General features: G+C 29.5%; 10 protein-coding genes. 2 read left to right on the top strand and 8 right to left on the bottom strand.

Features of this window, described 5'->3' with window-relative positions:
- The first annotated feature begins 43 nt into the window (after window positions 1-43).
- Window positions 44-430 carry a DUF779 domain-containing protein gene (locus LXD69_RS14835; protein WP_045967241.1) on the top strand — a complete coding sequence of 129 codons (387 nt, stop codon included), beginning with the start codon at window positions 44-46 and terminating at the stop codon, window positions 428-430.
- Here LXD69_RS14835 and LXD69_RS14830 read toward each other — a convergent pair.
- From LXD69_RS14830 to LXD69_RS14800, 7 genes are all read right to left on the bottom strand, one after another.
- Window positions 427-1,353 carry an AraC family transcriptional regulator gene (locus LXD69_RS14830; protein WP_317236301.1) on the bottom strand — a complete coding sequence of 309 codons (927 nt, stop codon included), beginning with the start codon at window positions 1,351-1,353 and terminating at the stop codon, window positions 427-429. The genes LXD69_RS14835 and LXD69_RS14830 overlap by 4 nt on opposite strands.
- 77 nt (window positions 1,354-1,430) lie before the next feature.
- Complete coding sequence (locus LXD69_RS14825; RefSeq protein WP_246915956.1) at window positions 1,431-2,294, bottom strand: bestrophin family protein; 864 nt, start codon at window positions 2,292-2,294, stop codon at window positions 1,431-1,433.
- Between the two features lie 40 nt (window positions 2,295-2,334).
- Window positions 2,335-3,642, bottom strand: a complete 1,308-nt coding sequence (locus LXD69_RS14820) for a TolC family protein (protein WP_317236300.1) — start codon at window positions 3,640-3,642, stop codon at window positions 2,335-2,337.
- Window position 3,643: 1 nt separating this feature from the next.
- Complete coding sequence (locus LXD69_RS14815) at window positions 3,644-6,724, bottom strand: efflux RND transporter permease subunit (RefSeq protein ID WP_246915955.1); 3,081 nt, start codon at window positions 6,722-6,724, stop codon at window positions 3,644-3,646.
- Between the two features lie 39 nt (window positions 6,725-6,763).
- Window positions 6,764-7,822: an efflux RND transporter periplasmic adaptor subunit gene (locus LXD69_RS14810; RefSeq protein ID WP_246915954.1), complete on the bottom strand. Its 1,059-nt coding sequence runs from the start codon at window positions 7,820-7,822 to the stop codon at window positions 6,764-6,766.
- A 215-nt stretch (window positions 7,823-8,037) separates the two neighbouring features.
- Entirely contained in the window at window positions 8,038-8,616 is a 579-nt protein-coding gene (locus LXD69_RS14805) for a hypothetical protein (RefSeq protein WP_246915953.1), read from the bottom strand.
- Between the two features lie 381 nt (window positions 8,617-8,997).
- Window positions 8,998-9,198 carry a hypothetical protein gene (locus tag LXD69_RS14800; RefSeq protein ID WP_246915951.1) on the bottom strand — a complete coding sequence of 67 codons (201 nt, stop codon included), beginning with the start codon at window positions 9,196-9,198 and terminating at the stop codon, window positions 8,998-9,000.
- Window positions 9,199-9,676: 478 nt separating this feature from the next.
- On the opposite strand from LXD69_RS14800, the gene guaB reads away from it, so the two are divergent.
- Complete coding sequence (gene guaB, locus LXD69_RS14795) at window positions 9,677-11,149, top strand: IMP dehydrogenase (RefSeq protein WP_045967257.1); 1,473 nt, start codon at window positions 9,677-9,679, stop codon at window positions 11,147-11,149.
- 87 nt (window positions 11,150-11,236) lie between these two features.
- On the opposite strand, the gene LXD69_RS14790 is transcribed toward guaB, so the two are convergent.
- On the bottom strand, window positions 11,237-12,547 hold the full coding sequence (locus tag LXD69_RS14790; RefSeq protein WP_246915950.1) for an ABC1 kinase family protein: 1,311 nt from the start codon (window positions 12,545-12,547) through the stop codon (window positions 11,237-11,239).
- Window position 12,548: the final 1 nt, after the last annotated feature.

Here is a 12,548-nt window from a genome sequence, read left to right as displayed (position 1 = left end):
GCCCAGTTTTTTAAAACTGGGCTTATTATTAAATGAGTAATTTATGGAAAAAATTAAAAGATTAGATGTTACTGATACTGCTTTAGAATTAGTAGAAAATTTAAAAACTAAATTTGGAGATTTAATGTTCTATCAAGCAGGTGGATGTTGTGAAGGTACACAACCACAGTGCTTTGAAAAAGGTACTTTTTTTCCAAGAACGAATGATGTCTGCATTGGTCAAATTATAGGATTTGATTTTTGGATTGATAAAGATTTATTTGAATATTGGAAACATGCCCATTTTACTTTAGATGTTATGGATGGAATAGGAGCAGGTGGGTTTTCGTTAGAAACACCTTATAATAAGACATTTATTGTAAAATATAGAATTTTTAATGAAGATGAATTGAATAATTTAGAAGAGATTCGATTAAATACGTATGATTAATGAGCTGTAAAATTCATTAGTTGATACTGTTTTGGTGTTACACCTTCATATTTTTTAAACAATCGAATGAAATAGTTGCAGTCTTCAAATCCGGTTGCATAAGAAACTTCGTTAATTTGAATTTTAGGATTGCTTAGTAATTTTTTCGCAAATTTTATTTTTTCGTTTAATATGTATTCAATAGGGCTTATTCCTAGCTCTTTCTTAAAATTTCTATAAAAGGAAGTAGTACTCATACATGCTTTTTCACATAAATCTTTCAATTGTATTGGATTTTGAATATTGTTTTTGATATATTCAATACTGGCTACAATAGGACTATCAATGTTTATAGTTTTCGAATTATTAAAACGTTTAACCGTTTGTGTTTGAATAATTCGTATTATTAATTCTTGCAAGGTCAAATCAGCAAGAGCATCTTTTGTAATAGACGTACCCATACATTCTTTGATAAGTTTGTTAATTGTATTGGCTAATTCTATATTGTTATAAAAGAAGTAGTTTTCATGATCTAATTTCCATAAATTGTTTTTCCCTTCTTTTGGATATTTTTCATTTAAAAAAGAAAGAGTATCTGTTATTACTTTGTTATCAATAGCTAAAGCAATACATTGTGTTGGGTTTTCTTTTGATGCTTCTGGAAAATCAATTTTCATTTCAACATTTGAAGGAACTATTACAGTTTCACCAGGTAAATATTCAAACTTTGGTTCATCAAATAAATGCATTACTTTTTTACCTCTTAGCATACTTGTTACTACTAAATCATTAAATTTTAGAGGAACTAAATCCGATTTTTTATAGGTTTCAAAAATGTTTAATTCGCAATGGTCTAATGAGAAAATAGTCCTATTTTCCACTAATGTTTTTAATGATTTTTCATGTGTAAGTGAGGGTTTATCAAGTAATGTTTTTATTGACATAATACTATAAAAATTTGGAACTCCAATTTAAGAAATTATATGATATTATAGTATTAAATTCTTTAAAAAATGAGTTTTTAAAGAATTTCTTCAACATGTTTTTTAATATTGCTTGCTATTTTATCTGTTGGCAAATCATTTGCATCATTTCCAAATGGGTCTTCAATTTCTTCGGCAATAAGCTCTAAACTAGCTAAAACATAAAAGGTGAAAACTACAACAGGAATTACATAGTATCCTAAATTGAATACATAACCAAATGGTAATGTCATGATATAAAAGAAAATAAATTTCTTTATAAAAGCACTGTAAGAGTAGGGAATAGGTGTGTTTTTGATGCGTTCACAAGCTCCACAAATATCTGTAAAAGATTGTATTTCATGATTAATTATAATTAATTGATCTCCTGAAATTTTTCCACTTGTGTGCAAATCATTAATTTTTTGAATAAGCATTTTTGCTACTTGATTAGGGCGATGTTTGTGTTGATCGATTTGTAGTTCTAAATCATCAAAAAGCATCTTAGCAGTTTTATCATCTGTTAAATGTTTTTGCAACATAGATGCATAGCTAGGAATTATTTTTCTAAAAAAGGCTCTATCGCTTTCATCGCTTAATATGGCTGATAATTTTAAAGCTAAATTTCTACTATTGTTTACTAATGCTCCCCAATGTTTTCTTCCTTCCCACCAACGGTCATAGGCTGTATTTGTTCTGAAAACTAATAGTAAGGAAATTACAAAGCCTAACATTCCATGCATTATGGTAATGTTTTTTACATGACTAGCTTCGGATAGTTTCCAATATTCTATTTCTAAATAGGCTACTGCATAAGAATATAAACCAATGGTAATCATCATTGGAATTAAGGTTCTAAAAGTATCTGATTTATGAAATCTGAATATAAAAGTAATCCAGTCTTTTGGGTTGTATTGTACCATTTTTAGTAAGGTTTGTTTTTAAAGACGCAAAATTAATAAATTAATTTAAGCTTAGTGTTCCTGCTAATTCTTTTAGGTTAATTTCTGATAATTTTGTTTGATATTGTGCATTTGAATAGCGAACAGAAGCTTCTATGAAATTTTGTTGTGCTGTTCTAAATTCTATTGTAGTAATGGTTCCAATTCTAAATTTTGCTAATGTGATATCAAGATTTTGTTTTGCAATTTCAGTATTTTGTTCTTCTACTTTTACTAATTCTAAGTTGGTTTCATAACTTGCAAATAAGGAAGCAATTTGCGATTCTAATGTTACTTTTTGTTGATCCAATAGAAAAGTAGCATTTTCTACTTCATATTTGGCTACTTTTTCATTTTTATTTTGTAAAAAGCCATTGAAAACAGGAATACTAGCCGAAACACCGTAAACAAAACCTTGTCCTGATGATTGTGTAATAAAACCTAACGAAGCTTCTGAGCGAGAAAAGTTATAACCAGAAGTTAATCGGACTGTTGGATAACGGTTTCCTTTTACGTTTTTTAAATTTAAATCAACCAGTTTTTTTGATAAAATTTGGGTTTGTAATTGTGGATTTTGTTGTAAAGCCATTTCTTTTAATTCTTCATAATTTAGATTTTCTTCTATAAGTATATCTTGAATGACTTTAAAATCAGTTTGAAGTTCTCTAGCTAATAGTTCATTAAGTTTGATTTTGGTTGTTTTATAAATTTCCTTTTGTTTTAATAAAAGGCTTTTGTCAGTATTTAAATCTACTTGAGCATTTAGGACTTCTAATTTTGATGCTTTTCCAATGGTAAATCGGTTTCGGGCTGTTGTGAGTCTTTGATTGGAAATAACAATTGCACTATCAATTGATGCCATTACTTGTTGCTGTTGTACTAAATCATAATAAGTAAGATACACATCACTTATTTTTGAAAGTATTGAAGCTTGAAGTTCTGTTTTGCCTTGTTGTTCTAACACTTCAAGTTGTTCTTTTTTTACGAACATTCTTAATCCATCAAAAATTGTCCAATCTAATCCTATTCCATAATTTAAATTGAAATTTTTAGCGTTGTTAAGTGTTCTTACTGAACCATCTGCTTGAGTTTGACTTGTGTTTAATTGACTATTATTATTTGTTAAGGTTGCATTTATAGATGGAAGTAAACCAGCATTAGCTAAATTATTATTGGTTTCATCAATCTTTAAATTATTTGTTGCAATTTTAATTTCATAATTGTTTTCTAATGCTATTTTTATAGCACTTTCAAGAGTTAATGTTTCTTGTGCTTGAAGTTGAAAACTAAAAGAAAAAAGGAGTATGTATTTTAAAATATTAGGCATCATTTTATTTTTCTAAATTATCAAATTCAGGGCGGTGTTTTCTTTGTTTAGACCATAATAAATAAATAGTTGGAATAACAAATAAGGTAAGTACTAATGAAAATAAAGTTCCTCCTACGATTACAACACCCATTCCCATTCTACTAGCTGAAGCTGCTCCTAATGATAGGGCTATTGGTAAAGCACCTAATGCAATGGCCAAACTTGTCATTAGAATAGGTCGTAAACGAGCTTCTGAGGCTTCAATAATAGCTTCATACTTTGATTTTCCTTGTTCCCGAAGTTGATTAGCAAATTCTACAATTAAAATACCATTTTTTGTTACTAATCCAATTAGCATAATGGTTCCGATTTGACTAAAAATATTCCATGTTTGCCCAAATAGCCATAGTGAAAATAATGCCCCTGCAACTGCCATTGGAACTGTTAATATGATGATAAATGGATCAATAAAGCTTTCAAATTGAGCAGCTAATATTAAAAAAATTAATAATAAAGCTAGTCCAAATGCAAAAGAGGTGTTTGAGCTACTTTCTATAAAATCTCTAGATTCTCCTCCTAAATCGGTTGTAAATGTATCGTCTAACACTTTGGCTTTTATTGCATTCATAGCTTCAATTCCATCATTTATACTTTTTCCAGGCGCTAAACCAGAACTTACTGTGGCAGACATGTATCGGTTATTGTGATAGAGTTGCGGAGGATTGCTTTGTTCTTCAATTGAAACCACGTTATCCATTTGGATTAATTCTCCTTTATCATTTTTAACAAAAATTGAGGTTAAATCTAGCGGACTCGCTCTGTCTTCTTGTAAAAATTGTCCAATTACTTGATATTGTTTTCCATTTTTCATGAAATAACCAAAACGTTGACCACTAAGTGATAATTGTAGATTTTGTGCAATATCAATAACTGAAATTCCTAAACTTTTGGCTTTTTCTCTGTCAATAGTAACGTTGATTTCGGGTTTATTGAATTTTAGATTTACATCTACCATAGAAAATGTTTCATCTTTAGCTGCTTCTTCCATAAAAACTGGAATTTTTTCTTGTAGTTTTTCAAAGTTTTGAGCTTGAATGATGTATTGTATAGGTAAACCACCTCGTCTGCTTACAGATATAGTAGGCTGCTGGATTACAGAGGTTTTAACATCAACATATTTTTTTGTCCATTTTGATAATTCATCAGCAATATCCATTTGTGAGCGTTCTCTTTCGCTAGGATCTTTTAATGATATTCTAATGAAGCCACTGTTTACTGATGATGAACCTCCAAAACCTGGTGATGATATTACAAGACTTACTTTTTTTTCGGGTATAGAATCGTCTACTAATTGCGATATTTCTTGCATAAATCTATCTGTGTATTCATAAGTAGCCCCTTCTGGAGTTGACATTCTCATAACGAAACTGCTTCGATCATCTAAAGGTGCTGTTTCTTTTTGAATAATATTAAAGAATAGATATATTAGACCAAAACAAAATATTATGATTGCAAAACTAATCCATTTGTGCTTTACAAATCTTTCTAAGTAAGTTGCATAGCCTGAGTTTAATTTTTCAAAATAAGGCTCGGTTATATCATAAAATTTAGTTCTTTTTTGCTCACCACCTTTCATTAAATAGGCATTTAACATAGGTGTTAATGTTAATGAGACAAAAGCAGAAACAAGCACTGCTGCTCCTATGACGACTCCAAATTCTCGAAATAATCTTCCCACGAATCCTTCTAAAAAGATAACAGGTAAGAATACTGCGGCTAGAGTTATGGATATGGAAATTACGGCAAAAAAGATTTCATTGGAACCTTTTATAGCTGCTTCAATAGGACTCATTCCTTCTTCTACCTTTTTGAAAATATTTTCTGTTACTACAATTCCATCATCAACTACTAAACCTGTTGCTAAAACAATGGCTAATAGTGTTAATACGTTAATAGAGAAGCCAAATAACCACATTATAAAAAAAGTAGCTATTAAGGAAACAGGTATATCAATTAATGGACGAAATGCTATTGCCCAGTTTCTAAAGAATAAATAAATGATTAGAATTACTAATATAATGGATATTAATAGGGTTTCTGCTACTTCGGTTACTGATCGTTTTACGAAAACAGTTGTGTCAATCGCTATGTTTAATTGGATGTCTTTTGGTAAATCCTTTTTTAATTTTTCAAATTCTTCATAAAAAGCGTCTGAAATATCTATATAGTTTGCTCCTGGAAGTGGTACTATTGCTACTGCTACAAGTGGTTTGCCAGATTGCGTAAGTTGAGTTTCAATATTTTCAGGACCTAGGGTTGCGTATCCTATATCGCTTAGTCTTATTATTTTTTCTCCATCGGAACGAATTATAATGTTGTTAAATTCTTCTGCTGAAGATAGGTTTCCAAGGGTTTTTACGGTTAATTCTGTATTGTTTCCTGTGATTTTACCTGATGGTAATTCTACATTTTGTTCGTTTAAGGCTTTTCTAACATCAGAAACGGTTATACCATAAGATGATAGTTTGTTTGGATCAATCCACAATCGCATGGCATAGCGTTTTTGCCCCCAAATTTGAATACCACTTACTCCTGGAATTGTTTCTAAACGTTGTCCTATGACATTTTCGGCATAATCGCTTAGTTCAAGTGCATTTCGAGTTTCACTTTGAACAGTCATGGATATAATGGCTTCACTATTAGCATCTGCTTTTGAAACTATGGGTTGTGAATCAATGTCTTCAGGCAGATTTCGTATAGCTTGAGATACTTTATCTCTAACATCATTAGCAGCTTCTTCTAAGTCTTTTTCTAGATTAAATTCGATTGTAATAGAACTACTTCCTTGGTTACTTGAGGAAGTTATGTTTCGAATTCCGTCAATGGAGTTTATGGCTTTTTCTAATGGTTCTGTAATTTGAGATTCTATAATATCTGCATTAGCACCTGTGTAATTTGTTCGAATTGAAATTTGGGCTGGATCTATAGAAGGATATTCTCTTACTCCTAAAAATTTATAGCCAATGAAGCCAAATAGTATTATGGCAAGATTCAATACTATTGTTAAAACAGGTCTTTTTATACTTAATGTAGATAGGCTCATGTGAATATTTTATTTAAGTAAACTTCTTAATTGTTTGACTTATTGAATTGTAACATTTAAAGGAGTCTCTGGTTTTAATCCCATTATCCCACTTGTTAATAGTGTGTCTCCTGCTTTTAGACCATTTAAAATTAGTATTGATTTTTCTGTTCTAGTGTCTGTTTCTACTAGTATTTCTTTGGCTTTTCCTTTTTCTGAAATAAATACTTTTTTACCGTTCTGTATTGGAATTATAGCTTCTGTAGGAATCAAAATTGCATTTTCAATTTCACTTAATGGTAGTTTTACGTTTGTGTATGTGCCTGGAAAAAGTTTTCCTTCATTGTTCTCTGCTTTTGCTCGTACTAAAAGAGTTCTGGTATTGATATCTACACTAGGTTCTATTGCATAAATAACGGCTTTAAAGTTTTGTGTTGATCCTGAAACGGTAAAGATTATTTCTGTGTTTGTTTTTATTTCAGAGGAGTATTTTTCTGGTATAGAAAATGTAATTTTTAATGGATTTAAATTTACTAGATTGGTAACAATGGTAGTAGGAGTGAGGTATGTACCTGGCGATATGTTTCGTAATCCTATTTTTCCAGAAAAAGGAGCCTTAATGGATGTTTTGGCAATTTGAGCTTGAATTAATTGTGTTTGTGATTGGAGGCTTCTATATTCGGCACTAGCAATATCATATTCTTCTTGGCTAATGGCTTCTTTTTCGAGTAAAAGCTTAGCTCTTCTTTCATTTTCACGAGCTAAATTTTGTTTTGTAATGGCTTGGGCTAATTGTGCTCTTAATTCACTATCATTTACCTTTAATAGAATTTGTCCTTTGTTTACATTGGTTCCTTCTAAAAATGATATCTTTTCTACAATTCCAGATACTTCGCTTCTTATTTCTACTTGTTCATTTGCTTCTATTGATCCTGAAACGGAAATAATATTAGAAAATTTTTCTTCTTTAACAATAATTCCTTTAACCTGTGAAAGAGGTTTTTTAGTATTTTCATTTTTTGCTTTATTGTTTGTTGAAGAATTGCTTAGTATTCTATAGCCAATTAGTCCTAAAAATGAGAGAATTAAAAGTGTAAAGAGTATTGTTTTTACTTTCATTATTTTTGTATAAGTTTTCCTTAAGACAAATCTAATAGTTCAAAGTATATAAAGCGAATTCGTTACAATTTTTTTAACATTTGTAGATACAAATATGATGATTTTCTATGTTACAACGTTCTAATTGTGGAATATTCCATTTTTATTTAAATTTTTAACAATATAAAATTTCTTATATCTATTTGTTGTCTTCAGATTGGATGTATTTTTTCATGCTATTTATTTTTAAAACTTTTTATTTTCTTATTGATTAGATGAAATATTCCAACAAAAGTTAAAAATAAAATTATTTTTAGAAGTAAAGAAAGCATAATATTAGAAGGATATAATTGGAAGTCACTATATATTGTCCAAGAACTAGGCAGATAGTCTCTATGAAATGATGTAATAATTATAATGATTCGCTCTATTGAAAGGATAAGTAAAATACTAAATAATATTCTTAGTATGATATTTTTTCTAATAGCTTTAATTCTTAGCAGTTGTGTAATTGAAATCCAAAGTAGTGGTTGAACCCAATAGCCAAACCAATATTTTCCAAACATTCTATTTAATAGTGATGTTTTATCTTCTTCATTTAGAATATTTAATTGAATGAATATTCCTGTTATCCAAACTATTAAATAGATAATTCCTATAAAAGAAATAAATTGACTTGATTCTTCGTCAATTTTCTTAATAATTGAATTTTTTATAAAAATAGAGAAAAACAGATATAAGATTGTAAATAGCCCAAAACTTATAAAAAAATCTATTTGTATTACTTGTAGTGTAAAAAATATTTCTTCAATCATTTTTTATGAAAAAATTTCATTTAAGTACACAATTCCAAATATCCAACTTATTGATAGAAAAGTATAAAGTAGAGAGTAAATTACTGAAAGCGTTAGGTTTCCTTTTGTTTTATTTGATTTTGATAATATAAACTTTAATCCTCGAAAGAATATCCAATAAAGCATTGCTAAAAGTATAAAAACAGAAGACAAAAATATAATTTCTAATACAATTAAAAGAATAAAAACGAATATTGTCATTCCAATCCAGAGTAGTATTGAGATAATTATTCCTCCAATTTCATCTCCAATGGAAATATCGGGTAAGTTAGGTAATATATTAGATTGCGTAATCCAATTTTTTGTTTTAACGTTTTTAAATTTCGGAAAATTGTTAGTTAATCAAATTCCTTTGTAGAGTCCATAAGTCATGAAGAAAAAAAGAATAGTTCCAATTATTGATAATGAAATATATAAATTAGAAGTTACTGTTCGATTATAATTTTTTCCAGTAAGGTAAACAGTTAAAATAGTAATACCAATTACAAATAGTGAAATTATAAAAATAGATTTTCCCTTTAGATATGCTTGTTTGATCTTCAATTTTGTTTTTTATATGATTAAAAACTAAGAATTATAGATTTTAATTAGTTGTGTAATTTTAAATTTAGTAGAATCATCAAGAATAATTTTTGAAAGAATAATATTTAATCCATTATTTTATTTACATCCTAAAACTAAGAAAATGAATATATTGATAAAGTTTTTCAATATAATTATGCTTAACTTGTTTGCGTATATAACAAATTATATTCTTTATATTTACAAACGTAATCTATTCTTTTTAAACTCGCAATACGTATTTACATGTACTTGAACCCCTTTTTAAGTTAATGATTTATTGCGTAATTTTTGGTAGTGTAGAAAAGTGATTTGTTTTTGATTAAGTTTTAATGATTAATAATTGTCAGTTTAGTGACTATTTAAATTCTATTTTAAAAATAGAAAAAACTTCAAAATTCTAAACTAAATTTTCTATTTTTTTTCTATATTTGCATGCAATTTAACTACAAATTGCAAGATGAAAGCACACACTACTAAAATTATTGGAGAAGGATTAACTTATGATGATGTTCTTCTAATTCCAAATTACTCTCAAATACTTCCAAGAGAAGTTAGCATTCAATCAAAATTTTCAAGAAATATTACTTTAAATGTTCCTATTGCATCTGCTGCAATGGATACTGTTACAGAAAGTGCTATGGCAATTGCAATGGCTCAAGAAGGAGGAATTGGAGTGTTACATAAAAATATGTCAATTGAACGCCAAGCTGCAGAAGTACGCAAAGTAAAACGTGCTGAATCAGGAATGATCATCGATCCTGTAACATTGCCTTTAACTGCAACAGTAGGTGATGCGAAAAGAGCTATGAAAGAGCATAGTATAGGAGGAATTCCTGTAGTAGATGATAACATGACACTAAAAGGAATTGTTACGAATAGAGATTTACGTTTCGAAAAAATTAATGATAGACCCATTACAGAAGTAATGACTTCAAAGAATTTAGTAACAGCTACAGTAGGTACAACATTACAACAAGCAGAAGAAATACTACAAGATCATAAAATTGAAAAGCTATTAGTAGTTTCAGAAGGAAATAAACTAGCAGGGTTAATCACTTTTAGAGATATTACAAAATTAACGCAGAAGCCTATTGCAAATAAAGATACGTATGGACGTTTAAGAGTAGCAGCAGCTTTAGGAGTAACAGCAGATGCAGTAGAAAGAGCAAGTGCACTGGTAAATGCAGGTGTAGATGCTGTGATTATAGATACAGCACACGGACATACAAAAGGAGTGGTAGATGTATTAAAAGCTGTAAAAACAGCTTTCCCAAATCTTGATGTAATTGTTGGGAACATTGCAACACCTGAAGCGGCACAATATCTAGTAGATAATGGAGCTGATGGAGTAAAGGTAGGAATAGGACCAGGTTCAATTTGTACAACTCGTGTAGTAGCAGGAGTAGGTTTTCCTCAATTTTCCGCTGTTTTAGAGGTTGCAGCTGCTATAAAAGGAAGTGGAGTTCCTGTTATTGCAGATGGAGGAATTCGTTATACAGGAGATATTCCAAAAGCAATGGCAGCTGGAGCTGATTGTGTAATGCTAGGATCTTTATTAGCAGGAACAAAAGAATCGCCAGGAGAAACTATTATTTTTGAAGGAAGAAAATTTAAATCATATAGAGGAATGGGATCTGTTGAAGCGATGAAAGAAGGTTCAAAAGATCGTTATTTTCAAGATGTAGAGGACGATGTTAAAAAACTAGTTCCAGAAGGAATTGTAGGACGTGTTCCATACAAAGGAGAATTAGCAGAAAGTATGTTACAGTTTATTGGTGGACTTCGTGCAGGAATGGGGTATTGTGGTTCAAAAGATATCCCTACACTTCAAGAAACAGGTCGTTTTGTAAGAATTACGGCAAGTGGAATAGGGGAAAGTCATCCGCATAATGTAACCATTACTAAAGAAGCTCCTAATTATTCAAGATAATACTTTTTTAGTTTTTAGATTATAATGCGAAAAGCTATCTATTTAATGTAGATAGCTTTTTTTATTTTTAAATATCGAAATCAATAATTAATATTTCAAGAAATTATTAATTACTACAGTATTAGCTTTGATATCATGCATTAGATTATATAACCCAAAGAAGGTTCTGTTAATGTAAATAAAGTGCTTAGAACCTCTGTTACCATTCATATTTCTAATTTCTGTACTTTTAGAATAACGTTCACCTAATTTAGCAATTTTTCCAAAGAATGTTTCATCTGAAAAGTCAAAAATTTCATTATGAAAAGGTTGAGTAAATAGGCTTAACATTTCATGAAATAAAGTAGAAAAGAAAACTTTTTCTTCTTTTGTGTCTTCTGGTTTTAAAATTTCCAACTCATAGAGTTTTTCTTCAAAAAAAACAGGATTATTAATGTTCTCTTTTTTAGCCAATTCAAAATAAGGTGTATAAAAATCATCAGGTACAGTTTTCATACAACCAAAATCGAGAATAATTAGTTTTCCTTCATCAGATACTAAGAAATTTCCAGGATGCGGATCGGCATGTACTTTTTTAATAACGTGCATTTGATACATATAAAAATCCCAAAGAGCTTGACCTATAGTATTTGCTGTTTCTTGATTGGTATTTATAGCTGTAAATTCAGATAAATGTTTTCCTGACATCCAATCCATGGTAATGATTCGTTCAGATGACCATGCTTCATAATATTCTGGAAAAGATAAATTAGGCAAATGTTTACAAGCTGTTGCTATTTCTTTACTTTGTTTTACTTCGTTTATATAATCGGTTTCTTCAATTAATTTATTTTCTACTTCTTTAAAATATTTATCGGAGTCTTTCCCTTTGATATTAAACATTTTAATAGCTATTGGTTTAACTAATGCTAGATCTGAAGAAATACTATCTGCTACACCTGGATATTGAATTTTTACTGCTAATTTTTTGCCATTTAATTCGGCTTCATGTACCTGACCAATACTAGCTGCATTTATAGAAGTGGCATTAAATGTGTCAAAAATTTCATATGGACTTTTTCCGAAATAATTTTTAAAGGTTTTTATGACTAATGGAGCTGATAATGGTGGAACGGAAAACTGAGCTAATGAAAATTTTTCTACATAAGCTTTGGGTAGAATACTTTTTTCCATACTTAGCATTTGCGCTACTTTTAAAGCACTTCCTTTCATTTGTTTTAAACCATCATAAATATCTTCGGCATTTGAAAGGTTTAGGTTTTCTTTGGCTTCTTCTTCTGTTTTAGTCAGTTTATCACCATAATATTTTAAGTAATTAACACCAACTTTTGCTCCTGTTTGAATTAATTTTGAGGCACGTTGTATTTTTGAAGTAGGAATGCTATCTAATGTTTTCATA

The sequence above is a fragment of the Flavobacterium sediminilitoris genome (genome assembly GCF_023008245.1).
In the GTDB taxonomy this organism is placed as follows: Bacteria; Bacteroidota; Bacteroidia; order Flavobacteriales; family Flavobacteriaceae; genus Flavobacterium; species Flavobacterium sediminilitoris.
The sequence above is the reverse complement of the archived record's forward strand: the minus strand, read 5'-3'. Positions and strand labels throughout refer to the sequence as shown.

Bases quoted from the DNA above. Each gene is read 5' to 3' on its own strand.
- LXD69_RS14810 (WP_246915954.1), bottom strand. From the start codon at position 7,822: ATGAAAGTAAAAACAATACTCTTTACACTTTTAATTCTCTCATTTTTA.
- LXD69_RS14830 (WP_317236301.1), bottom strand. From the start codon at position 1,353: ATGTCAATAAAAACATTACTTGATAAACCCTCACTTACACATGAAAAA.
- LXD69_RS14825 (WP_246915956.1), bottom strand. From the start codon at position 2,294: ATGGTACAATACAACCCAAAAGACTGGATTACTTTTATATTCAGATTT.
- LXD69_RS14815 (WP_246915955.1), bottom strand. From the start codon at position 6,724: ATGAGCCTATCTACATTAAGTATAAAAAGACCTGTTTTAACAATAGTA.
- LXD69_RS14790 (WP_246915950.1), bottom strand. From the start codon at position 12,547: ATGAAAACATTAGATAGCATTCCTACTTCAAAAATACAACGTGCCTCA.
- guaB (WP_045967257.1), top strand. From the start codon at position 9,677: ATGAAAGCACACACTACTAAAATTATTGGAGAAGGATTAACTTATGAT.
- LXD69_RS14835 (WP_045967241.1), top strand. From the start codon at position 44: ATGGAAAAAATTAAAAGATTAGATGTTACTGATACTGCTTTAGAATTA.
- LXD69_RS14820 (WP_317236300.1), bottom strand. From the start codon at position 3,642: ATGATGCCTAATATTTTAAAATACATACTCCTTTTTTCTTTTAGTTTT.
- LXD69_RS14805 (WP_246915953.1), bottom strand. From the start codon at position 8,616: ATGATTGAAGAAATATTTTTTACACTACAAGTAATACAAATAGATTTT.